Genomic DNA, 21,350 nt, shown 5'->3' with positions numbered 1-21,350 from the left:
AATATATTCATAATTATGAATATAGAGAAAGAGACACTTTATTATTTTGAAGAAAAGAGGTTGCTCTTGGTATATACATAGGGCAAATGCTTGGTATTTTAGGAGGTGATCTTCCCAACAAATTCATATGAACAGATTTAATATATTGTCGCGATTTTATCGGGATGAGCTGGCTTTATCTTATGCGAGCTGGGGAATATTGAAAATAAAAAAGGGGGAAAAGCAAATTGAGAGAGAAAAGTAAGTTACTAGTATTATTCATTGTCATTGGTTGTATGTTAGCGTTTGTGGCAGCATGTGGTAATTCGAATGAATCTGTAAATGGAGACAATAACGATAACAAAAAAGGTGATGACACAGAGAAAGTCGAAGAGACGAATATAAGAGAGCAAGAAGCGACAATTCGTTGGGCACACCAATGGGGAGAAGAGGAATTTTTGAAGGATTATGGAGACCTTTTAAAAGAGGAGTTTCCAAATGTGACGATTGAAGTCCAAGAAGCGGGAACTGACCACCCCGAAACATTAGAAAATATCATTGCTGCGGGGAAATCACCCGATGTTGTCACTCTAGGTATTGCCACGCATATACAATTTATGGATGAGCTTGGTTTAGCGTATAATCATGATGAAATCGTTGATAAAGTCGGATTTGACATTTCAAGATTAGAGCCTTCGATTGTTGAATATACACGTAAACAAGACCCGAATGATGAAGGTAGCCTTTATGCTATTCCGAACAGCCGGCCAACATGGGCTTTACACTATAATAAAGATGTATTTGATACATTTGGTGTGAATTACCCAGAGGATGGCATGACATGGGAAGAGGTTGTCGAACTAGCAAAAGATTTAACAGGTGAAAGAAATGGTGTAGAATATCGTGGCTTAGATCTTGATGTACCCTATGATGCATGGACGCAATTTAGCACACAAGCTGTTGATCCTGATACAGATGAAGTGAATATTTCTGGGAATGACGACTATAAACGTTTTTTCAAAATGATTGAAGACACGATTTCGATTCCAGGGAATTATCCAACTGAGGAACCAGGTAGCTTGCTAATGAACTGGGGAGCTGAATTTGGTAAAGACAATGTGGCGATGGCACCCTCTGGAACGAACTGGGGTTGGTTGGAAAAAGATAATATTGATATCGCCACTTATCCTGTTTGGGAAGGGTATGAAGGTTTGAATCCGCAGCCTAATAGTGGTGGCTTTGCGATTACAGAACCTAGTGAGCATAAAGAATTGATTATGGAAATGATTGATTACCTTTTGTCTGATGAAGTGCAAATGGAAAAATCTAAACAAGGTACCGCTTCTATCCTAGTAAATCCTGATGTACAAGCCGCATTTGGTGATGGGAAGCCAGAAATAAGTGATAAACATCTTCAGGCACTTTTCGAAAATGGCTATGCAACAGGACCGGATAATCCAGCTAAATATGGAAGTATCCCATGGGGGGAATTTGAAGAGTTCGCCAATTCCGGTAAGGATGTTAATGAATACTTGCGCCAATATGAGGAACAGATGACCGAACTTGTGGAGCGGCAAAAAGCTCAAGAGTAATGGAGTTTATAGGATATGGTAGGAGGCTGGGACATAACTAAAATGTTAAGCTCCAAAGACGAACGATGTATTATCATAGCGAAGTATATTTCTGGAGCGAGTATATGCACTTACTAGTTCGTTTTTTCCTTGGTGAAAGCACTTTCGTCCCAGCCTCTTTTATCCCGAATCAACTGGCAGTAAGACCCCATTTCAAGAATTCGAGGAGAAACATGGGGGGCAACTCCCAGTAGATCCCCGATTGGTTCAGGCAACAAGATGTTGGTCACAAAGGCGTAGCGACGTATAGGCTGTACTAGTGCAGACGAAGCGACAGGACGTCGCGTTTGAGTCTGCCGCCAGGATGGCGCGAATTTAGCCTTTGATCCTCTGAAAATCAGTGGGGAGGAAGAAAATCCTCACTGATGAAGTTTCACTTTATACGAAACGAATAAACGAGGTGGAAAAATGAATATGGCTAAAGCGGTAAGAGGTTTTCATTTACGCTTTGGATCCCATGATTTGGTAGAACCATTCAAACAATTTATTGTAAAGGTATTGGTACCAAAAGGGATTAATTTATTGCTATTGGAATGTAATACGTCCTTTCAATTTGAATCACATCCTGAGTTATCTGAAGGTACACTGACAAAAGAAGACGCAAAAGAATTATCCTCGCTCTGTCGTGAAAATGGTATTCGATTAATCCCGTTGTTTCAATGTCTAGGTCATCAGGGGTGGGGAGGAGGACGAAATAGTATTCTCAAAAACTATCCTCAATTTGATGAAACCCCTCATGTTCCAACCGATGTGAAATGGCCTGACTTTTTTGCTCCTAGTTGGTGCCCCAATCATCCGGATGTAAATCGGCTTGCTTTTGAATTGATCAATGAATTAATCGAAGCCTTTGGATGTGATGGGTTTCATGTTGGGATGGATGAAGTAACCGAGCTCGCGGATGATCAATGTCCTCGCTGTAAGGGACATGAACGTGCAGATTTATTCGCAAAAGCAGTAAAGGATATGCATCGTCACATTGTTGAAAAGCATGGCTTGGAAATGTTCATGTGGGGAGACCGATTAATAAGCAGTGAAGAAACAGGATACCATAATAGATGGGAATCAGATACATTGGGCACTTATAAAGCGATTGACCAAATCCCAGCAGATATTACGATTACTGATTGGCATTATGACCGGCACCCATCTTATCCTTCTACTAAGATATTTCTAGAAAAGGGTTTTAAAGTAATTCCTGCCTGTTGGTATAAAACAAACGCAGCCATCGCTTTTCTTGAAGAAAGCTTACAGGCGGCAAAGGAACTTAATGTCCAAGAGCGGATGCCGGGAATGCTCGTTACTTCATGGAATGGTTGGAATAAGCCCGCTTTTGAACAATTTATCACCAACCAACTTGAAGGAGAATTGAAGGAATTAAGTGAAACACTGGAACAGGTGACAAAGAGATTAAAGTGAACACCCTTAGTAATGATGGAACCAATCATTGCTAAGGGCTTTTTTGTGGAGATAGGAATGAATAGACCCTGTCAGATAGGAGTTGATATCGCTATCTTTCCTATATACCCTCAATTCTAGGGTCTTCTTTACAGTATTCACTGTTCATTTCTGTAAACAGGATTCATACAATATTCTTTTTCCTGGTTTACCATTGACGGTACATTTTATAGTATGATACAGTATAAGAAATTAAAAATATCCTTTAGTTCGATAGAGTGATAGTGGATTAAAGAAATAGGATGTGACTTGTATGTTTTTGCCGGCAGGTAGCAGAGATGAAATGGGGTCTTCTATTGATCATCGCTTCCATGTCATGGAAGTATTCAGAAAAGTAATAAGAAGAAGAGGTTATTCCCTGATTTCGACACCAGTTGTAGAGTATGCTGCTACTTTTACGAATCAGTATGTAGATATGAAATTGCAGGATATGATGAAATGGTTTAACCCGGAAGGCGAAATTGAGGTGTTACGTCCTGACTGGACGACATCGATTGCACGCGCATTATCAACGCAAGCAAAGGTCCCACAAAAATGGGGGTACATAGGGTCCGTTTTTAAACAATCAATCCCAGGGATTGAATCCCATCAAATTGGTGTGGAATCCTTGCATTTACCGCCATTAATGGGAGAAAGTGAAAGCTTATATATGGCGAGCTCTTTATTGAAGGAGTTACAGATGGGAGATTGTCTCATTGAACTAGGCCACACTGAAATTTTTGAAAGTTTAGTCAGACCATTATCGTTGTCGGAAGTAGATGAAAAACGATTAAGACAGGCGATGCATGATAAGAAAAAAGATGAGGTTTATCAAATTGCGCTTAATGGAAAAAATGAAAAAAGTGCAGTAGAATTAGCTTCTCTTGTCGATGCTTTTGGCTCTTTAGAGATCTTAACAGATTATGAAGAACGTTGGAAAGATCGAGCGGATTTGTTAGAGATAGTCGACCACTTGAAAAAGCTTGCTAGAATTGTAGAACAATCAGGGAATCAGGAGATTTTAATTGATTTAGGAAGAGTAAAAAATCTCCCTTATTATTCAGGAACGATGTTCAGAGGCTTTTTGAAAGAAACAGGAGCGGATTGTTTCTCAGGAGGAAGATATGATCGGCTTTATGAACAGTTTGGTGAACCAATCTCCGCTGTCGGTCTAGCTTTTGATGTGGATGTATTGGCAGAACATATAGAGGAAGCAAAGGATACTCCACATATTTGTGTCATCGCTTCTGAAGCTACTTTAGTGGACGCAGAAAAATTAAGAATGAAATATCAGGATGCAATTGTGGATATTCAAACAGAGCCATTGGCACATATTCAATATGATGTTATTTTAGAAATCATTGAAAAAGATGGAAGGATAGAGGTGATGGAAAGATGATAAAGCCTGTTGTCGCTTTAACAAAGGGGAGGGTAGAGAAGCAGTTTATTCAGTTCCTTGAAGAGCGGGGATTCGATGTAGCCCCTTTACTTGATAAAGGTAGGAAACTTCAAGTAGAAACGGACCAGTTTTTGGCTTTTTTTGCCAAAGGGATCGATGTCGCCACATATGTGGAACATGGAATCGCGGACCTGGGAATCGTTGGCGAAGATATTTTACTGGAAGTTCAGCCTGATGTCTTTGATTTGCTTCCACTTCCGTTTGGGCAATGTCGGTTTGCAGTTGCTGGAGAACCTGAATCTAATACCTCATTAGGCAAGCAAAAAATTGCGACAAAATATCCTAATATTACAACAAACTATTTTCGGGAACAGGGCAAATCTGTTGATATTGTAAAATTGGAAGGCTCAGTAGAATTGGCTCCACTTCTAGGTCTTGCTGATAATATTGTCGATATTGTAGAAACAGGAAATACGCTAAAAGAAAATGGCTTGATTGTGAAAGAAGAGATGTTCTCGATTTCGGCAAGGTGTATTGCCAATCGTAATTCCTTGAAATTAAAAAAAGCGATTCTTTATCCTTTTATCGAAGCTTTTCGAATTGAGGAGGTTGTCAAATGATCTCGATTTATTCTCCAAACAAATTTACAGAGCAATTTATTTCTAAAAAAACAAAAAAACAGCCATTTATGGAGTCGACTCTAAAAACAGTACAATCAATTATTGAAAATGTGCGTCAGAATGGCGATACTGCTTTGCGGGAATATATGGAAAAATTTGATGGAGGCGCACCAAAAAATCTTGTTGTCACAAAGGAAGAACGAGAAGCTGCATGGAAAGAAGTACCAGCCGATGTAGTAACAGCTTTACAGAAGGCTGCAGAGAATATCCGCTCTTTTCATGCCAAACAGCTCCAACAATCGCGGATCATGCAAGTAACAGATGAAGTGATGTCCGGACAGTTATTTCGGCCGATTGAACGGGTTGGCATTTATGTCCCGGGCGGGAAAGCTTGTTATCCTTCTAGTGTGTTAATGAATGCTATACCGGCGGTTTTAGCAGATGTTTCTCAACTTGTCATGGTGACACCGGCAAAAGCGGGGAAAATCGCCCCTATTTTATCGGTTGCAGCAGATATAGCTGGTGTGCAAACCATTTATAAAGTGGGTGGGGCCCAAGCGATTGCTGCATTGGCCTATGGGACAGAAAGTATCGAAGCTGTCGATAAAATTGTTGGACCAGGGAATGAATATGTTGCAGCTGCAAAATCTCTTGTTTTTGGTGATGTGGGCATTGATATGATTGCTGGTCCTTCAGAGGTTGCAATCATTGCTGACGAAACAGCTCGTCCTGAATATGTTGCAGCCGATTTAATTGCCCAAGCAGAGCATGATGAAAAAGCGCGTGCTTTTTTATTTACCACTTCGGAACAGCTACTAAATGAGGTAATAGTCGAATTAAAGAAACAATGTGAGAGTTTACCAAGAAGAGAGATTGCAGAAACCTCATTGAAAAATGAAGGGGGAGCGGTTCTTGTTGATTCGCTTGACACGGCTTTCATGTTTGTCAATGATTTAGCACCCGAACATTTGGAAATCCAAATCGATAATGCTTTATCTTATTTAGGAAAAGTGAAAAATGCTGGTTCTGTATTCATCGGACACCATACTCCAGAATCGGTTGGAGATTATTTTGCAGGACCGAATCATGTATTACCAACATCAGGGACGGCGAGATTTTCATCGGGTTTATCGGTAGACGATTTTATCAAGAAAACGACCTATGTATATTATTCAGAACAGGCCTTACAAAAGGCTGCTCCCGCTATTGAAAGTATTGCAGAACAGGAAGAACTTGCTGGCCACGGCCGAGCTGTTGCCATAAGAATGAATCATAATCGTGAATAAGTAGGAGTGAAAGAGATGAGAATAGCTTCTAATCAAAGAGAGACAAAGGAAACAAATATTGCACTGGAATGTCGTTTAGATGATCCAAGTCAAGTTGAAGTCGAAACAGGTGTCGGTTTCTTCGATCATATGCTCGAAGCATTTGCTAGACATGGTCGGATTGGATTAAGCGTAAAAGTCGCAGGTGATTTACATATTGATAGTCACCATACAGTGGAAGATACAGGGATCGTATTAGGGAAAGCAGTGCGGGAAGCTTTAGGTGATAAGGTAGGAATTGTTCGCTATGGCACCTCCTATGTGCCAATGGATGAAGCACTTGGCTTTGTTTCATTAGACATCAGTGGCCGCCCCTATCTTCATTTTGATGGCGATTTTTCCACTCAATCTTTAGGAAATTTTGATACAGAATTGGTGAAGGAATTTTTCCGCGCCTTTGCATTCAACGCAGGAATTACGTTACATGCCCGCATTCTATATGGGGAAAATACCCATCATAAAATTGAGGCCCTCTTTAAAGCACTTGGGCGCGCTTTAGCAGAAGCAGTCCGTATTGATCCAAGTATAAAAGGGGTTATTTCCACGAAGGGTATACTGGAATAGCTCGAAATAAGCTATCTTCTCGTAAATTTGGTCCTTGCTTGGAAGTAAAAAACTGTTATCCGAGAGTAAATTGTACAATTCAATAAAATAAAAAAAGAAATTTGGCGCTTATCTGGCTCCAACAACTATAAATGAGCGTTTGCGCTTTTCTTAAAAGATAAGAAATTATAAAAATTTATCTTAGGATACATTGGCGCTGGATATAGGTATTGTCCAGCTCCAGGCGCCATCGGCTCGAGGTCAAATAACCTGAGCCAATGAAAGGCAAAGAACGCCTTTCTTTGTCTCAGAACATTTGCTTGTCGCCGATAGGCGGGCGCCTTGCGCTTTTCTTAACAAGGGGGAAGAAAATGGTTATTTTACCGGCAATGGATCTCATTAATGGAAAATGTGTCAGACTCTATCAAGGAGATTTTAAACAAACAACGCAAGTAGGGAGCGCTCCAGAATCTCAGTTACATACTTTTATCGAAGATGGTGCAAAGGTTGTTCATATGGTGGACTTGGATGGAGCGCGGTCTGGGAAGCCGGAACAGCTCGACTTAATTTCAAAGCTAGCCAACTCCTCCTCTGTTCCAATTCAAGTGGGAGGTGGGATTCGGACGCTAGAAACGGTTAAGGCCTATATTGAGGCAGGGGTGTCTAGAGTTGTGATCGGCACAGCGGCTCTTGAAGATGAAGCATTTTTGAAAGCAGCTTTAGAAGAGTATCAAGAAAATATTGTGATTGGCATTGACGCACGCGATGAAAAAGTGGCGACAAGAGGCTGGGAAACAGAAACAGAGGTTGATTATCTCGAATTTGCGCAAAAAATGGAGCAGTTAGGTGTAAAAAGAATTGTTTTTACAGATATCTCCAAAGACGGAACGATGCAAGGGCCGAATCTTGAGCAATTGCGAAAAATTCATGAGGCCGTTAGCTGTGATATTGTTGCCTCTGGTGGAATCCGCAATCAAGGAGATTTAGATGCGATCACTGAAATTGGCATTCAAGAAGCAATTGTTGGAAAGGCGATGTACGAAGGCACTATTAAATTAAGGGGTTGAACATATATGTCAGCAAAGAAAATAATACCTTGTTTAGATTTCAAAGATGGGAAAGTTGTGAAAGGTGTCCATTTTGAAGGGCTTCGAGAAATGGGTGATCCTGTTGAAATGGCGACAGCTTATTGTCAAGATGGTGCTGATGAACTCGTATTTCTTGATATTTCAGCGACAACAGAAGAGCGAGATACGCTTGTTGAGATGGTTCAGAAAGTGGCTGAAAAGGCGACGGTTCCTTTTACTGTTGGTGGTGGAATTAAATCTCTTGAGGACGTTGAAAGGATTCTGAATGCTGGCGCCGACAAGGTAGGAATTAATTCTGCTGCTGTTCAAAATCCCGAGTTAGTTGCCGCAGCCTCGAAAAAATTTGGTGCTGCGTCCATTGTCGCGGCTGTAGATGCGAAGCTTGCTCCAGATGGGACATGGCATGTGATGACGCGTGGGGGACAAAAAGATACAGGATTAGATGCGATTGAATGGTCTAAAAAAGTAGAGCAGCTTGGGGCCGGGTCGATTTTATTAACGAGTGTTGATCGTGATGGAGTGAAAGATGGATATGATCTTGAATTAACGAGAGCGGTTGTCGAGGCTGTTGCCATCCCTGTTATTGCATCAGGAGGCTGTGGCAGTGCTGAGCATATTGTCGAGGTGTTTGAACAAACAAATGTGGATGCTGCCTTAGCCGCATCGATTTTTCATGAACAGACAACAAGTATTCAAGCTGTAAAAGAGCTTTGTCTTGACCAAGGAGTGAAAATAAATGAAGCCTGATTTTTCAAAAGGATTGATCCCTGCGATTATAGTCGAGGATCAAACAAACGATGTGCTCATGCTCGCTTATATGGATGAAGCAGCGTATGAACGTACACTTGAGACAAAGGAAACATGGTTTTATTCTCGCTCTCGCAAGGAATATTGGCATAAAGGTGCAACATCTGGAAATCGACAATTGGTTAAATCTATTCAGCTAGATTGTGATCAGGATACGCTTTTAATCAGAGTCAATCCTTTAGGTCCTGCGTGTCATACAGGTGAGAAATCCTGCTTCTTTCATCAGATAGAGGGGGAAGTAACAGAGTCCTCGAACCAAACGATTTATGCACGTTTGATGAATGAAATTCAAGAACGGAAAGCAACCCCTGTCGCTGGCTCTTATACAACCTATCTTTTTGAAAAAGGGACAGACAAAATCGCGAAAAAATTGATTGAAGAAGCTGGAGAAGTTATTATAGGCGCTAAGAACCAAGATAAAGAGGAGATTATTAATGAATGTAGCGATCTTCTCTATCATTGTCTTGTCATGTTAGCCGATCAAGGAGTCGCTTTGGATGAAGTAGAATCTGAACTCGAAAAAAGATCCCATAAAAAAGGAAATGCCAAAAAGGAACGAACAGAAATAGAAAATTGGTGAAAAAACAAGCTCCTGCGCAGGGGCTTGTTTTTATATATATAGATACTATTGATCCGGGTATAAAGTCTTATTTTTGTTTTTGATGAAACATTACATATTGATATTTTGCATTAATGTATACCTGATTGAACCATAGTATATGGATTATTTATTATCGTAAAAAAGATGTCGAAACTTTTGAACTAAAGGTTACAAAAAAAGGTAATTATGTTATGATTTAGTTAAAAGGTCATGTGGGGGAAAAGCGATGTTTAAGACAAAGAAGAAAGATCAGCAACAAGTGAATACATTACTTGAAGAAATGGAACAATTAAGAAAATCCTATGAAATTAAAGAAGAAGAAGACCGAGATTGGTTTTTGAATATAAGGAATGAATTACAAGCTGCCATTTCACAGCATGAAAAAGTGAATTCTCAACATAGTCTATTGGAAGAGGTTATCTCTCAAATCGAGAATAGATTTAGCAATGTGTATGAGATTAGTGAACAATCAGCGCAAAAATCAAGCAATCTTTATGAGAAAGGCATGTCTTTAAAAAACTTTTCAAAAAGGAAAGTAGAGCGTTCTCAACAAAACGCTGAAGATGTAAAAAACACGGCTCAAATTATTCAGGAGTTGGGGAAGGAAATCGAATCTTCTGAGGAAAATATGAGTCATCTTAGTGAGAGATCAGTAGAAATTCAATCGATTGTCGATGTGATCGAGGATATCGCTTCTCAAACCAATCTACTCGCTTTAAACGCTTCAATTGAAGCAGCAAGAGCGGGGGAATCAGGGAAGGGTTTTGCAGTGGTAGCTCAAGAAGTACGAAAATTAGCTGAAAGTACAGCGGACAGCACAGCCAATATTCAAGCACTGACAAATGCACTTCAAGAAGAAATTGAAAACGCACTGCAAGCGACAAAAAAGAGTTCAGGGCTCATTGAAAAAGGCATTCAAATGAGTGAAAAAGCTGCGCAAAATATAGAAGAAATGATGGGTGTGATTCAAGACAGTCAATTAGATATCGGAGCGATGGAGAAAATGATTGAGGAGCAAAAGCAACTCACAGATTCGGTCAAAGAAGAATTAGACCAAGCGCGTACCCTGTTTACTAGTGCCCATGAAACTATTTTGGAACATATTGAAGATGCTAAAATTGTCGATGAACGATTGGAGAATGGTATTCATCAATTGAAACATTAAAAAAGCTGCCAACTATGGCAGTTTTTTTAATGGATTTTGTAGTATGATAAGATTCATGAACCTGTAAAATACAAAGGAGCACTAACTCGATGAAAAAACCATTCTTATCAAATTTCAATGCGAATACACAAAAAATCTGGAACCAATCTAGTTTTACGCAACCAACGTCTATACAAGAGGCTGTAATTTCTTCCATTATGGATGGAGAAGATATAATCGCAAAATCCCCTACAGGAACGGGAAAAACACTTGCATATCTTTTACCACTGATTGAGAAGATTGATGAAGAAAACTCATCCATCCAAACGGTTATCTTAGCTCCATCACGGGAATTAGTCATGCAAATATATCAAGAAGTTCAGAAGTGGACGAAAGGTACGGATGTCAAAGGAGCTTCTTTCGTAGGTGGAGCAAATATTAAGCGGCAAATTGAGAAATTAAAAACACGCCCACAAATCATAATCGGTTCACCTGGACGAATTTTAGAGCTGATTAAACTAAAAAAACTAAAAATGCATGAAGTAAAATCAATCGTCCTCGACGAAGGGGATCAGCTTTTAAATGAGGAGCATTTGAATACAGTCCGGACGATTGTGAAGTCCAGCATGAATGATCGACAATTATTACTATTTTCTGCGACTACTATTAAAGAATCTGATCAGATTAAGGCGATGATTGGGAGAGAGCCGCAATTTATGACGGTTGGTCAAGTGCAATCGCAAGCTGTATATCGTACCGACCATTTGTACTTATTAGCCGAGCCACGGGATCGAGCCAAATTATTGCAAAAAATTGCTGCTATGAATGAGGTGAAAGCCCTTGTGTTTGTCCGTGATCGTGGAAATATGAATGTACTTTATGAAAAGCTAAAATATGAGAATGTCTCTGTGGGCCTTCTTCATAGTGAATTGAGTAAAAGGGAAAGAGAGCTAGCCTTAACCGCCTTGCGTAAAGGAGACATCACTTTATTGTTGGCCACTGATATTGCGGCAAGGGGTCTTGATATAGAGGGACTTACTCATGTGATCCATTATGATTTTCCGAAGGACTTGGATCAATACATTCATCGATCTGGTAGAACCGGTCGTATGGGAAATGCGGGAACAGTGGTTTCATTTGTTACACCAAGGCAAGAAAGGGAGTTGAAAAAGTTCAGCAAAGAACTTAAACGGCCGATCAAGTTAAAACGTATTTATAAAGGGAATTTTGTTGAAGCATCACAAAAATTAAAAGAAAGGAAAAGAGATAAATGATAAAAGCAGTGGTTTTTGATTTTGATGGTTTACTATTAGATACTGAAACTGTTTGGTATGAGTGTTATAAAGAAGTACTTGCTGATTATAAAGTAGAACTGCCTTTGCCAGTTTTTGCACAGATCATTGGTACACACGATGATGCCTTTTATCAATATATGGTAGAGCAATTAAAGGAAAATGAACAAATAGAAGCAATTAATACAGCAGCTCTAGCGCTCCATAAAGAGAGAATGGCTACAATCGCCCTTCGAGAAGGAGTGAAGGAATTTTTAGAGGAAGCAAGAGCATTGAATCTGCGTATTGGTTTAGCAACAAGTTCAAATGAAAGCTGGATTATGCCTTTTCTGAAGAAACATGAATTACTCGGATTTTTCGAGACGATTCAAACAAGAGATCATGTCAAAAAAGTTAAGCCAGACCCTGAATTGTATGTAAAAGCGGTCGAAGCATTGGGCGTAAATCCAGAGGAAGCCATAGCCTTTGAAGATTCGCTTAATGGCTCCATAGCCGCAAAAAGAGCAGGAATGAATTGTATTATTGTTCCAAACCCAGTGACAAAAGATCTTGAATTCCAAGAATTTGATGCCAGGATCGAAACAATGGGAGGGCAATCGTTAAGAACACTTATTGATGAACTCATGAGGGGACGGAATAGCGTATGAAGCAAACCAATCTTTTATATGAAAAAATCCCTTATTCAATAGATCGTTTTTTTTATACATATGCGTCTCTCACAGCTGATTCAACTCATCATGTGCTTTTAGAGAGTGGGCGTGCTGGTAGATATAGTATAGCTGGGATCGATCCTTTTGCTAAAATACAGGGCAATGAAAATTTATTAGAGGTTGAACAAGCCGGAAATACGAATATTTTAGAAGGAAAGCCCCTTGCAGAGCTTGAGAAGTGGATGAAGTCTTTTGCATTCTGCCCAGAGCCAGGACTTCCAGATTTTCAAGGTGGAGCAATTGGCTATATTAGTTATGATTATTGTCAGTATATCGAAGAATTGCCTAGTTTAGCAGAAGATGATTTGCAGCTCCCAATCCTTTATTTTCTAATATTTGATGAGTGGGCGGTCTATGATCATGAAGATAACTGCTTATGGTTGATGGTATTAAACCAAAAGGAAGCAGAAAAAAAGTTAGCGACGCTGAAACAAAGCTGGTTAACCGAAGCACTTGAAGAAGAAAATTCACTCGAACATTTCGAGATTGCTGAGCATGCTTCGTTTTCTTTTACAGAGGCAGAGTTTGTAGAGGCTGTGCAGAAGATTCAGGCCTATATTCGAGAAGGTGATGTTTTTCAGGTGAATCTAGCTGTTCGGCAATCTAGGCAAATTGGCATTTCACCGATCGCCATTTACAAAGAGTTAAGAACATTGAATCCTTCGCCATATATGGGGTATCTCCATACACCTGACTTCCAAATTATTTCCGGTTCTCCTGAATTGCTAATTCAAAAAAATGGACAACATGTGAGTACAAGACCGATTGCTGGGACAAGACCAAGGGGAAAAGATGACAATGAAGACCAAGCATTAGTCAACGAGCTTATTGAGAATGAAAAAGAACGTGCAGAGCATATTATGTTAGTCGATTTGGAAAGAAACGATCTTGGACGTGTTTGTGAATATGGTTCCGTTCATGTCGATGAATTTATGACAGTGGAAAAATATTCCCATGTGATGCATATTGTTTCTCATGTTAGTGGCCAATTAGCAGAAGAGCAGACAGTTTGTGATTTAGTCGAAGCGATGTTCCCGGGCGGTACGATTACAGGAGCACCGAAGATTCGTACATTGGAGATTATTGAAGAACTGGAGCCAGTCAAACGAGGGATTTATACAGGTTCGCTTGGTTGGATCGGTTTTAACGAAGATTTGCATTTAAATATTGTTATTCGAACGATGCTTGTGCGGGAAGGGATGGCCCATGTACAAGCTGGAGCAGGAATTGTGATTGACTCGAATCCTGCAGCAGAGTATAAAGAATCGCTGAAGAAAGCGGAGGCATTATGGAGAGCAATGGAATTAGCTGAGAAAAAGGAGAGCGTTCGATGATTCTGATGATTGATAATTATGATTCATTTACTTATAACCTTGTCCAATATTTAGGAGAATTAGGAGAATCGGTTGTTGTCAAAAGAAATGATAAAATCAGTCTAAATGAAATTGAACAGCTTTCTCCTCATTATATTGTGATTTCACCTGGTCCATGTACGCCAAATGAAGCTGGCATTTCCCTAGAAGTAATCCGTTATTTTTCAGGGAAGATTCCAATATTGGGAGTTTGTCTAGGACATCAAGCAATAGCTCAAGCCTTTGGGGGGAAAATAGTAAAAGCAAAGCAACTGCTTCATGGAAAGACCTCGGAAGTATACCATGATCAAAAGACGATTTATACCGAGGTACCGAGTCCCTTTCAGGCGACAAGATATCATTCTCTTATTGTTGAAAAAGAAAGTTTACCAGATTGCTTAAGCATCACCTCTTGGACAGTAAGTGAAGAGATTATGGGCATACGCCATACAAAATGGGCAGTGGAAGGTATTCAATTTCATCCTGAGTCGATTACAACAGAGGCAGGCAAGGAGTTGTTATTTAATTTCTTGCAAACGTATCAGACAGGAGTTGTATAATGATGTACATGTACTTCAATGGTGAGTTTATTCGGCAAGAAAAAGCAAGCATCTCCCCGTTCGATCATGGTTATTTATATGGCTTAGGAGTCTTTGAAACCTTGCGAACATATAAAGGGCATCCCTTTTTACTTGAGCAACATTTAGATCGATTAAATAGTGGGTTGAGGCAACTTCAAATAGCGAGACAATTCAAGTATGCCGAAGTATTGGAGTGGATTCAGAAGCTATCAGAGTTAAATGCTTTGCCTGATTCCTATATTCGTTTCAATGTTTCCGCTGGTCCCGGACAGGTAGGTATTCAAACAACTGCATATGAATCGCCGACCGTTATCATTTTTCAAAAAGAACTTCCGGTATTCAAACCATTAAGAGATAAAGAGATCATATTTTTAAGATTAACTAGAAATACCCCAGAAATGGTCACACGTTTAAAATCGCATCATTTTATGAATAATGTGATCGCTAAACGAGAAGTAGGAGCTGATCCAAATAAAGAAGGGATTTTTCTGACAGAGAAAGGTTTTTTAGCGGAAGGAGTGACTTCAAATCTGTTCTGGATTGAAGACAATGTCCTTCACACACCTGCTGTTGAAACAGGAATCCTGAAAGGCATTACCCGAGAGTTTATTTTGGGACTGGCAGTCAAGATAGGTTTAAGAGTGAAGGAAGGTTTTTATCAAAAGGAAGATCTACTTAGGGCAGAAGAAGTATTTTTGACCAATTCGATCCAAGAAATAATTCCGGTGCAAAATTGTGAAGAGCACATCTTTTCTGGAAAGAATGGCATCTATACCAAACAACTTTATCACTTGTATCACCAGACTGTGGATCTGCATATTTCAACAAAATAGATTATTAGACTTTTTGAACGAAGGGTCTGTCTGAAAAAAGACTAACAGCCTTTTCTAGACAGACCCTAAAAATTAGTCTTTGTCATCTGGGGGACGATCAACTGTGTGAGCATCTTCTGAGTTGAGTGGACCACGTAAGAAATAAACGAGAAAAAGGGCAATTAACATAATCACAGCGATCATGCCAATGGCAACTCCTACACCCATTCTTATTCCTCCTCTTTATACAAAATTTGGAACAGAAGTAACACTCTTCATACCCATTAGTATTCCATTACCCTTTGAAAATATTCTAAAACTATAAAAAAATCACTTCTACTGTATGGATGACAATAGAAGTGATGATTGTGATTAGCTGGTATGTGTATATTTGTCAGGAACTTCATCTACTTTTGATGAATCATTAAAATTAAGAGTTTTAGAAATAAAGTAAGACAAGAATGAAGCGACTGTACCAAGAACAATGACTAGTCCAATTAAAATTCCAAATTGCATTTTGAAATCCCCCTCTTATTTATATATACATAGAAGACGTAAACGTCTTAAACTTGATAAGTTGTACATTAAGCTGAGTCAAAAACTCGTTCAAATTCATTATATAATATTTAGGGCTTTTATTCAAAGAAACTTTGTATTATAATGGATAAGTCGTGAAAAATAGTGATGAAATTGTGGCTTCGTAGCTCAGAGGATAGAGCATTGGTTTCCTAAACCATGTGCCGCAGGTTCGATTCCTGCCGAGGCCGTCATGTAGAGGTAAGTGATAGCAAGGGTTACAGCGTTTTTGTGCCCTTGCTATTTTTTGTGTGGGGAAATGCCCTGGCGCGAATGAGAAGGCAATTTGTTCCAAAACTTTCTTAATTAATAAATGTCGTATTACGAGCTTTCCAATCTTCTAATTTAATGAACACCCAAAAACCATAAATACCAAGTGTTATGATGGTGAAGAACCACCATTTAATCCAATGGCCAAATAATCCAATGGCAGAACCGTGAAATTGCATTCTCTTACCTTCAATAACAGTATGATTGATTTTCCATCCATAGATCATAGTGATAGACCAAGGGTAACAAATACCCAAGGTACAAGTCGTTACGAGTGTGCCAAGAATAACCCAACCTATGTATTGTAGTAGACCCCCATCGAAAAAAGAATTTCTGCCCTTGTAAGTTTCAACCTTTTGGACTTGAGCCATTTTCACCCTCCGGCTTTCCTTGTTTGTTTTCTATACGATTTCAATCTACATACCTCACTTGATTACATTCTTCTTTTTTAGTTCGCTTTATTCGGGAGTAGCACAACTACTTAAATAACGTGAAAAAGCCTTTTTTCTTTCGATAATGGTTGACCTGTTGCTTTTTTCGTGGCATACTTTATCGGATCTTTTAAAGCTGTTGCTCCACCTTTAACATAGCCAGGAACAATGTTTTTTCTGACTGACTTTTTAGCTTGTGCTTGGATCTTTTTTAAAGGAGATCGTGGCTTTTTAAATTTCATTAATGATCCTCCATCTATTTTCGACCTATTCCTTATTTCGACATATTGCTCCAATATCCTTCTTATTCATAAAAATGGCTGGTCTGGAAAATAAGATTACCTTGTTAATCGTAAAAAACTTTCTGCGGAGAATAGTGTCAAAAGTCGCACTGGTATATGGATAAAAAACATACTAACATTAGTAGAACAGACCAAGGCCATTGTTTGTGCTACTAATGTTAGTATGTTTAGTAAACCAACTTTTCAAAACTTACTATTTTCCGGGAAATTTGCTTTGGATCGTTTTACATTTGCAAGGAAAAGTACCTATTAAAAGAAGAGATTAAGAATGAAAAAACAGATAGCTGCAAGGATAGCCGAGATCGGTAGTGTGATCAGCCATGTAATGAGCATTGTTTTAGCGGTTCCCCATTTAACACCTTTCAATCGGTGGGAAGCGCCAACCCCTAAAATGGAAGAAGAAATTACATGGGTTGTACTGACTGGTAGACCAATAGCAGTTGCACCAAAAATAACGGAAGCCCCTGTTAGATCTGCAGCAACTCCACTGACTGGACGGATTTTCATAATTTTCCCACCAACGGTTTTGATGATTTTCCATCCACCCAATGCAGTCCCCATCGCCATTGCGAAAGCACAAATAAATTGTACCCATAATTGAACATCATCTGATTGTTGGTAATTGTTGACAATTAAAGCCATCGTAATAATCCCCATCGCTTTTTGAGCATCGTTTGTTCCATGAGAGTATGCTTGCAAAGCAGCTGTCGCAATCTGTACCCTCCTGAAGTTTTTGTTTGTTTTCGTCAAATTGCTGTTTTTAAAAATTACTTTGACTATACTATAAACAATAAAACCAACGGCAAAGGCGAGAAGGGGGGACAAAATCAACGCTTTTATAATATTTAGAAAACCACTATAATTTAATGAGTGAAAGCCAGAGGCGGCAATGGCAGCACCTGCAATGGCGCCAATCAGCGCATGAGAGGAACTGCTTGGGATTCCATAATACCAAGTGACTAAGTTCCAAATGATTGCAGCTAATAGAGCTGCAAGGATGATGGTTGTCCCATTTTCTAATGTAAAAGGATCAATAATATCCTTTGTAATCGTTTTGGCCACTCCCGTAAATGTCATAGCACCAACGAAGTTCATGACAGAGGCTAATAGAATGGCATGTCTTGGTTGTAAAGCTTTCGTTGAAACCGAAGTGGCGATCGCATTAGCTGTATCGTGAAACCCGTTAATAAAGTCGAACACGACTGCAAAAAAGACAATTAAAAGCGTTACGATTAGGAATGTATTCATGTTATATATTTACTCCTTAGGCATTTTTCATAATAATAGCTTCGAAAATATTAGCGACATTCTCACAGCAGTCTGCCACTTCCTCCAGTTCCTCATAAATTTCTTTATACTGAATCACTCGGATTGGGTCTTTTTCAGTTTGCATTAAATGTTGAATAGACTCACGTAGTATCGCATCACATTGAGATTCATAAGCTTTAATTTTTATCGCATGTTTTCTAATTAAAGGAAGGGTTTTTGGGGATAATACCCCAATGGCTTCTTCAATTTCTAGGACGCACTTTTTGATAGCATCCACAAATTGATACATATAATGATCTGCTGTTGTCACAGAGTACATATCGAATAAGGCTGCTGTTTGCTCTAGACTATCTAGTACATCATCCATATTCATAGCAAGCGCTAAAATATCTTCTCTTTCAATGGGGGTAATAAAGACATTATTTAAATCTAAGATAACCTGATGAACGAGTGAATCTCCTTTACTTTCATAATCCTTCATTTTGTCGGAGAAGATTTTTAGATCTTCTAGATTGGTTAGCTTATAATCCATGAAATAATTCATGCTTTCCGTTAGGTTAGCCGAGATATTGGCTAAATGAATAAAAAATGGATCCTCTTTTTTCTTAAACATTTTTTATTTTCTCCCCTTTATAATCAATCAAGCCATATTATAATAGCGTAATTTGACAATATACGACATAATCTTAACGAAACATTTACATAAAATTTACATTAGGATTGTTTGTGTCGACTTATTCGGGCTCCTCCTTTTAAATTTGTTCGGAAAGGAGTATGATATAAATAAAAAAGGAGATGCTTTTTGTGAGACCAGGAATCGGTAGTCTTGTTATTATTCTTATTGTTGCTCTGCTTATTTTCGGCCCCCGTAAATTACCTGAACTAGGAAAGGCACTGGGCAGCACCTTGAAAGAATTTAAAAAAGCAACCCAAGGTTTATCTAATGAGGATGAAACTGAAAAGAAAGACAATAATCAATCCTGAAATAGAGCAATCTGTAATAGGACTTGATTAAAAGAGTTTTTCGTGGTATATTAAATGTTACTTATCGAATGAACTTGAAAATATTTAAATAGATGAAATAAATGATTTGGCGTTCTTACTATGTTTTTGTAAAGACTTATTCACACTGGATCGGCTTCGGAGCCGTAAGGATGTATGAGAGGTAGGGCTTACGTCGTTTAGGTTTAAGAAAGAATATAACCGCGGCAATTTATCTTAAGAAAAATAACAAGTTATCAAATATATTCGTGAAGTATTTAAAAAAGTCATCATTATAAATGATGACTTTTTCCATTTGTAAAACCTATTTTATGGAGGATATCTTAGCTTTGGGCCTTTTTGTTTTTTCTATTTTTAAATGCTATCCATGATGTTTTGAGAGAGGAGTACGTACCTACAGCTGCTGCACTATAAAAGCCACCCATAAAAAATCCCGCCCAAAGGTTATGTCTATGACTATAAAAAATGGAAATAGAAAACCCAAGCAGTGATGCAATGGTTGGAAAATATTGACGAGGAATTGGAAAAAATTTAAAGCATTGTGTAATCAGTACGATTAACGGTACAGCAATAACACCATCCCAAAAATTTGTATGTATGACTGGAAACTCCATACTATCACCTTCAACTTTATATAATGATGTTTATTGTTTCCCAAAGATTGAATTTTCTTCAGCTTTTTTTCAATGAATAGTTGGAAAATAGTGGTGCTGTTAAGGAAATGGACGATAGGGAAGAATAAGGGACGAGAGGCACACATATTTAGGAGGATGCTCAATGGTGAAAAGAAAAGCAACAAGAAATGCTGTAGAAAAATATGCGAAAACACCTACTGAAAATATCGAAGAGTCCGATTTTACTGCTGAATTTGCGACTGAAGAAGATCTGAGTAAAGGAGCAAATCGTAATTCGAAGTATGGAAAGAAGGGAAGGGCAAATGAGTAAGAAAAAAGATCGGAAAACAAATGAGGAATTTGGCTCGGAATTCGGTGATATCAATGCTGCAAAATACTATGAAATACCTGAAATCACCGATAAATCTAAGAAAAAGAAAGAAGATAAAAGCAAGAAAGAGCAGGATTGTCCGTGAATATAATCGCTTTTCTAGAGCCTGATTTATCATAATCTGAAGGCAAGGCTAGGACATAACTTAAATGCTAACATTCAATACCGAACAATGGTTGCCTAGACTCCAACGGGAGGTCGGCTAATGGCGGTCACGTCCTGGTGCCAGCGCCGACACTAGAAACATCGTGTTCGTCGTAAAGAGATTGGTGAGATCCCATAGTACGACAGCACGGGGAGCTCACCAGCCGCCCGCGGAAAGCGAAGTATATTTCCGGAGCGGGGTATATGCACCTAGTAGTGTTTGTTCTTGAGTGAAAACACTTTTGTCTCAGCCTTGTCTTCTCTTTTTGTTATTTTGTATGTTTATACCCATCCACAACGACATCCAATTTTCCAGTTTCTGGGTCAATCACAAGTCCATGAATGGGAACATCTTTGACCATAAGAGGATGATTACGGATCATATCTACACTATGGGTGACACTTTCTTCGACACTGTCAAACCCTTGTAGCCACTGATTTAAATCAATCCCCGAATGTGTAACAATATCAAGTGTTTCTTGAGTAATTCCACGTTCTTTCATATCATGAATCATTTTCTTGGAATCTAGGGCACTCATGCCACAATCGTGGTGGCCGATGACACAAACTTCTTCCGCCTGTAATTCATAGACAGCAACGAGTAGACTTCTCATAATACTTCCAAAAGGATGTGTCAAAATCGCTCCAGCATTTTTGACGACTTTTGCATCACCATTTTTCATATTCATTGCTTTATGAAGCAATTCAATAAGTCGCGTATCCATACAAGTAAAGATTACCATTTTCTTATCTGGAAACTTTGTAGTAGAAAAGTTTTCATATAGTTTTTCCTCTGTAAATTGTTGATTGTATTCGAGTATCTCTGATAATAATGTCAATTTTCTTCACCCTTTCTATCACTATTTTATAGAAGTTTATTTGAAAAAAAAAGTATAAACGATTTTGAAAAAAATTTTTAGCCGCTTTATTCTGGAAAATTGGTATTGACGAAAAGCAAGAGAAGGCGGTAAGATAGGGAAGGAATTAAATAGCCCTGACGGGGAGAGGTTCATAGCGATTAACCCTCTATAAA

At 38.8% G+C, this 21,350-nt stretch carries 26 protein-coding genes and 1 tRNA gene; 19 read left to right on the top strand and 8 right to left on the bottom strand.

What is annotated here, in order from left to right:
* The first annotated feature begins 227 nt into the window (after window positions 1–227).
* The 15 genes from IPU53_RS10770 to pabC all read left to right on the top strand — a co-directional run bounded on the left by IPU53_RS10770 (window position 228) and on the right by pabC (window position 15,339).
* Window positions 228–1,571 (top strand): ABC transporter substrate-binding protein, encoded by a 1,344-nt coding sequence (locus tag IPU53_RS10770; RefSeq protein WP_207450606.1) that lies wholly within the window; start codon window positions 228–230, stop codon window positions 1,569–1,571.
* A gap of 447 nt (window positions 1,572–2,018) precedes the next feature.
* Window positions 2,019–3,026, top strand: coding sequence for a family 20 glycosylhydrolase (locus IPU53_RS10765; RefSeq protein WP_207450604.1), 1,008 nt, complete (start codon window positions 2,019–2,021; stop codon window positions 3,024–3,026).
* A 292-nt stretch (window positions 3,027–3,318) separates the two neighbouring features.
* The gene (locus IPU53_RS10760; RefSeq protein ID WP_207450602.1) at window positions 3,319–4,443 is read left to right on the top strand and encodes an ATP phosphoribosyltransferase regulatory subunit; all 1,125 of its coding nucleotides are present in this window, start codon (window positions 3,319–3,321) and stop codon (window positions 4,441–4,443) included.
* Window positions 4,440–5,063 carry an ATP phosphoribosyltransferase gene (gene hisG / locus IPU53_RS10755; RefSeq protein WP_207450600.1) on the top strand — a complete coding sequence of 208 codons (624 nt, stop codon included), beginning with the start codon at window positions 4,440–4,442 and terminating at the stop codon, window positions 5,061–5,063. The genes IPU53_RS10760 and hisG overlap by 4 nt, the downstream gene beginning before the upstream one ends.
* Window positions 5,060–6,349, top strand: coding sequence for a histidinol dehydrogenase (hisD, locus tag IPU53_RS10750; protein WP_207450598.1), 1,290 nt, complete (start codon window positions 5,060–5,062; stop codon window positions 6,347–6,349). Before hisG ends, hisD begins: the two co-directional genes overlap by 4 nt.
* A 15-nt stretch (window positions 6,350–6,364) precedes the next feature.
* A complete protein-coding gene (gene hisB / locus IPU53_RS10745) occupies window positions 6,365–6,952 on the top strand; it encodes an imidazoleglycerol-phosphate dehydratase HisB (RefSeq protein ID WP_207450596.1) in 588 nt (195 codons plus the stop codon).
* Between the two features lie 350 nt (window positions 6,953–7,302).
* Window positions 7,303–7,998 carry a 1-(5-phosphoribosyl)-5-[(5-phosphoribosylamino)methylideneamino]imidazole-4-carboxamide isomerase gene (gene hisA / locus IPU53_RS10740; RefSeq protein ID WP_207450594.1) on the top strand — a complete coding sequence of 232 codons (696 nt, stop codon included), beginning with the start codon at window positions 7,303–7,305 and terminating at the stop codon, window positions 7,996–7,998.
* A 6-nt stretch (window positions 7,999–8,004) separates the two neighbouring features.
* Window positions 8,005–8,766 carry an imidazole glycerol phosphate synthase subunit HisF gene (hisF, locus tag IPU53_RS10735; protein ID WP_207450592.1) on the top strand — a complete coding sequence of 254 codons (762 nt, stop codon included), beginning with the start codon at window positions 8,005–8,007 and terminating at the stop codon, window positions 8,764–8,766.
* A complete protein-coding gene (gene hisIE, locus IPU53_RS10730) occupies window positions 8,756–9,406 on the top strand; it encodes a bifunctional phosphoribosyl-AMP cyclohydrolase/phosphoribosyl-ATP diphosphatase HisIE (RefSeq protein ID WP_207450590.1) in 651 nt (216 codons plus the stop codon). Before hisF ends, hisIE begins: the two co-directional genes overlap by 11 nt.
* A 247-nt stretch (window positions 9,407–9,653) precedes the next feature.
* Window positions 9,654–10,592, top strand: a complete 939-nt coding sequence (locus IPU53_RS10725; protein WP_207450588.1) for a methyl-accepting chemotaxis protein — start codon at window positions 9,654–9,656, stop codon at window positions 10,590–10,592.
* 89 nt (window positions 10,593–10,681) lie between these two features.
* On the top strand, window positions 10,682–11,845 hold the full coding sequence (locus IPU53_RS10720) for a DEAD/DEAH box helicase (RefSeq protein WP_207450586.1): 1,164 nt from the start codon (window positions 10,682–10,684) through the stop codon (window positions 11,843–11,845).
* The gene (locus IPU53_RS10715) at window positions 11,842–12,510 is read left to right on the top strand and encodes an HAD family hydrolase (protein WP_207450583.1); all 669 of its coding nucleotides are present in this window, start codon (window positions 11,842–11,844) and stop codon (window positions 12,508–12,510) included. The genes IPU53_RS10720 and IPU53_RS10715 overlap by 4 nt, the downstream gene beginning before the upstream one ends.
* Complete coding sequence (gene pabB / locus IPU53_RS10710) at window positions 12,507–13,907, top strand: aminodeoxychorismate synthase component I (protein ID WP_207450581.1); 1,401 nt, start codon at window positions 12,507–12,509, stop codon at window positions 13,905–13,907. The genes IPU53_RS10715 and pabB overlap by 4 nt, the downstream gene beginning before the upstream one ends.
* Window positions 13,904–14,485 carry an aminodeoxychorismate/anthranilate synthase component II gene (gene pabA, locus IPU53_RS10705; protein WP_207450579.1) on the top strand — a complete coding sequence of 194 codons (582 nt, stop codon included), beginning with the start codon at window positions 13,904–13,906 and terminating at the stop codon, window positions 14,483–14,485. Before pabB ends, pabA begins: the two co-directional genes overlap by 4 nt.
* A gap of 2 nt (window positions 14,486–14,487) precedes the next feature.
* Complete coding sequence (gene pabC / locus IPU53_RS10700) at window positions 14,488–15,339, top strand: aminodeoxychorismate lyase (RefSeq protein ID WP_207450668.1); 852 nt, start codon at window positions 14,488–14,490, stop codon at window positions 15,337–15,339.
* A gap of 72 nt (window positions 15,340–15,411) precedes the next feature.
* Here the strand turns inward: pabC and IPU53_RS25285 are convergent, their stop codons facing one another.
* Window positions 15,412–15,546 (bottom strand): hypothetical protein, encoded by a 135-nt coding sequence (locus tag IPU53_RS25285; RefSeq protein ID WP_278253269.1) that lies wholly within the window; start codon window positions 15,544–15,546, stop codon window positions 15,412–15,414.
* A 144-nt stretch (window positions 15,547–15,690) separates the two neighbouring features.
* Window positions 15,691–15,834: a hypothetical protein gene (locus tag IPU53_RS10695; RefSeq protein WP_207450577.1), complete on the bottom strand. Its 144-nt coding sequence runs from the start codon at window positions 15,832–15,834 to the stop codon at window positions 15,691–15,693.
* Window positions 15,835–16,012: 178 nt separating this feature from the next.
* On the opposite strand from IPU53_RS10695, the gene IPU53_RS10690 reads away from it, so the two are divergent.
* Window positions 16,013–16,085: transfer RNA gene (locus tag IPU53_RS10690), tRNA-Arg, on the top strand.
* Between the two features lie 111 nt (window positions 16,086–16,196).
* Here IPU53_RS10690 and IPU53_RS10685 read toward each other — a convergent pair.
* The 4 genes from IPU53_RS10685 to IPU53_RS10670 form a co-directional block, all read right to left on the bottom strand.
* On the bottom strand, window positions 16,197–16,535 hold the full coding sequence (locus IPU53_RS10685) for a hypothetical protein (protein WP_207450575.1): 339 nt from the start codon (window positions 16,533–16,535) through the stop codon (window positions 16,197–16,199).
* 110 nt (window positions 16,536–16,645) lie between these two features.
* The gene (locus IPU53_RS10680; RefSeq protein ID WP_207450573.1) at window positions 16,646–16,837 is read right to left on the bottom strand and encodes a hypothetical protein; all 192 of its coding nucleotides are present in this window, start codon (window positions 16,835–16,837) and stop codon (window positions 16,646–16,648) included.
* 309 nt (window positions 16,838–17,146) lie between these two features.
* Window positions 17,147–18,145 carry an inorganic phosphate transporter gene (locus tag IPU53_RS10675; protein WP_207450572.1) on the bottom strand — a complete coding sequence of 333 codons (999 nt, stop codon included), beginning with the start codon at window positions 18,143–18,145 and terminating at the stop codon, window positions 17,147–17,149.
* A 16-nt stretch (window positions 18,146–18,161) separates the two neighbouring features.
* A complete protein-coding gene (locus IPU53_RS10670) occupies window positions 18,162–18,779 on the bottom strand; it encodes a DUF47 domain-containing protein (protein WP_207450571.1) in 618 nt (205 codons plus the stop codon).
* A gap of 191 nt (window positions 18,780–18,970) precedes the next feature.
* On the opposite strand from IPU53_RS10670, the gene IPU53_RS10665 reads away from it, so the two are divergent.
* On the top strand, window positions 18,971–19,150 hold the full coding sequence (locus IPU53_RS10665) for a twin-arginine translocase TatA/TatE family subunit (RefSeq protein WP_396019942.1): 180 nt from the start codon (window positions 18,971–18,973) through the stop codon (window positions 19,148–19,150).
* Window positions 19,151–19,491: 341 nt separating this feature from the next.
* Here the strand turns inward: IPU53_RS10665 and IPU53_RS10660 are convergent, their stop codons facing one another.
* Window positions 19,492–19,782, bottom strand: coding sequence for a hypothetical protein (locus IPU53_RS10660; RefSeq protein WP_207450569.1), 291 nt, complete (start codon window positions 19,780–19,782; stop codon window positions 19,492–19,494).
* 163 nt (window positions 19,783–19,945) lie between these two features.
* Here IPU53_RS10660 and IPU53_RS10655 point away from each other — a divergent pair, with 163 nt between their 5' ends.
* Together IPU53_RS10655 and IPU53_RS10650 are read left to right on the top strand one after the other, a co-directional pair.
* Window positions 19,946–20,113 (top strand): hypothetical protein, encoded by a 168-nt coding sequence (locus IPU53_RS10655; RefSeq protein ID WP_207450568.1) that lies wholly within the window; start codon window positions 19,946–19,948, stop codon window positions 20,111–20,113.
* Window positions 20,106–20,258 carry a hypothetical protein gene (locus IPU53_RS10650; protein WP_207450567.1) on the top strand — a complete coding sequence of 51 codons (153 nt, stop codon included), beginning with the start codon at window positions 20,106–20,108 and terminating at the stop codon, window positions 20,256–20,258. The genes IPU53_RS10655 and IPU53_RS10650 overlap by 8 nt, the downstream gene beginning before the upstream one ends.
* Window positions 20,259–20,586: 328 nt before the next feature.
* Here IPU53_RS10650 and IPU53_RS10645 read toward each other — a convergent pair whose 3' ends face one another.
* The gene (locus tag IPU53_RS10645) at window positions 20,587–21,156 is read right to left on the bottom strand and encodes a beta-class carbonic anhydrase (RefSeq protein ID WP_207450566.1); all 570 of its coding nucleotides are present in this window, start codon (window positions 21,154–21,156) and stop codon (window positions 20,587–20,589) included.
* Between the last annotated feature and the right edge of the window lie 194 nt (window positions 21,157–21,350).

The sequence above is a fragment of the Bacillus sp. SD088 genome (genome assembly GCF_017355205.1).
Taxonomy (GTDB): Bacteria; Bacillota; Bacilli; order Bacillales; family Bacillaceae_C; genus Lederbergia.
This window is presented reverse-complemented; position numbering and strand designations above follow the sequence as displayed.

Bases quoted from the DNA above. Each gene is read 5' to 3' on its own strand.
- IPU53_RS10765 (WP_207450604.1), top strand. From the start codon at position 2,019: ATGAATATGGCTAAAGCGGTAAGAGGTTTTCATTTACGCTTTGGATCC.
- IPU53_RS10760 (WP_207450602.1), top strand. From the start codon at position 3,319: ATGTTTTTGCCGGCAGGTAGCAGAGATGAAATGGGGTCTTCTATTGAT.
- hisG (WP_207450600.1), top strand. From the start codon at position 4,440: ATGATAAAGCCTGTTGTCGCTTTAACAAAGGGGAGGGTAGAGAAGCAG.
- hisD (WP_207450598.1), top strand. From the start codon at position 5,060: ATGATCTCGATTTATTCTCCAAACAAATTTACAGAGCAATTTATTTCT.
- hisB (WP_207450596.1), top strand. From the start codon at position 6,365: ATGAGAATAGCTTCTAATCAAAGAGAGACAAAGGAAACAAATATTGCA.
- hisA (WP_207450594.1), top strand. From the start codon at position 7,303: ATGGTTATTTTACCGGCAATGGATCTCATTAATGGAAAATGTGTCAGA.
- hisF (WP_207450592.1), top strand. From the start codon at position 8,005: ATGTCAGCAAAGAAAATAATACCTTGTTTAGATTTCAAAGATGGGAAA.
- hisIE (WP_207450590.1), top strand. From the start codon at position 8,756: ATGAAGCCTGATTTTTCAAAAGGATTGATCCCTGCGATTATAGTCGAG.
- IPU53_RS10725 (WP_207450588.1), top strand. From the start codon at position 9,654: ATGTTTAAGACAAAGAAGAAAGATCAGCAACAAGTGAATACATTACTT.
- IPU53_RS10720 (WP_207450586.1), top strand. From the start codon at position 10,682: ATGAAAAAACCATTCTTATCAAATTTCAATGCGAATACACAAAAAATC.
- IPU53_RS10715 (WP_207450583.1), top strand. From the start codon at position 11,842: ATGATAAAAGCAGTGGTTTTTGATTTTGATGGTTTACTATTAGATACT.
- pabB (WP_207450581.1), top strand. From the start codon at position 12,507: ATGAAGCAAACCAATCTTTTATATGAAAAAATCCCTTATTCAATAGAT.
- pabA (WP_207450579.1), top strand. From the start codon at position 13,904: ATGATTCTGATGATTGATAATTATGATTCATTTACTTATAACCTTGTC.
- pabC (WP_207450668.1), top strand. From the start codon at position 14,488: ATGTACATGTACTTCAATGGTGAGTTTATTCGGCAAGAAAAAGCAAGC.
- IPU53_RS25285 (WP_278253269.1), bottom strand. From the start codon at position 15,546: ATGGGTGTAGGAGTTGCCATTGGCATGATCGCTGTGATTATGTTAATT.
- IPU53_RS10695 (WP_207450577.1), bottom strand. From the start codon at position 15,834: ATGCAATTTGGAATTTTAATTGGACTAGTCATTGTTCTTGGTACAGTC.
- IPU53_RS10685 (WP_207450575.1), bottom strand. From the start codon at position 16,535: ATGGCTCAAGTCCAAAAGGTTGAAACTTACAAGGGCAGAAATTCTTTT.
- IPU53_RS10680 (WP_207450573.1), bottom strand. From the start codon at position 16,837: ATGAAATTTAAAAAGCCACGATCTCCTTTAAAAAAGATCCAAGCACAA.
- IPU53_RS10675 (WP_207450572.1), bottom strand. From the start codon at position 18,145: ATGAATACATTCCTAATCGTAACGCTTTTAATTGTCTTTTTTGCAGTC.
- IPU53_RS10670 (WP_207450571.1), bottom strand. From the start codon at position 18,779: ATGTTTAAGAAAAAAGAGGATCCATTTTTTATTCATTTAGCCAATATC.
- IPU53_RS10660 (WP_207450569.1), bottom strand. From the start codon at position 19,782: ATGGAGTTTCCAGTCATACATACAAATTTTTGGGATGGTGTTATTGCT.
- IPU53_RS10655 (WP_207450568.1), top strand. From the start codon at position 19,946: ATGGTGAAAAGAAAAGCAACAAGAAATGCTGTAGAAAAATATGCGAAA.
- IPU53_RS10650 (WP_207450567.1), top strand. From the start codon at position 20,106: ATGAGTAAGAAAAAAGATCGGAAAACAAATGAGGAATTTGGCTCGGAA.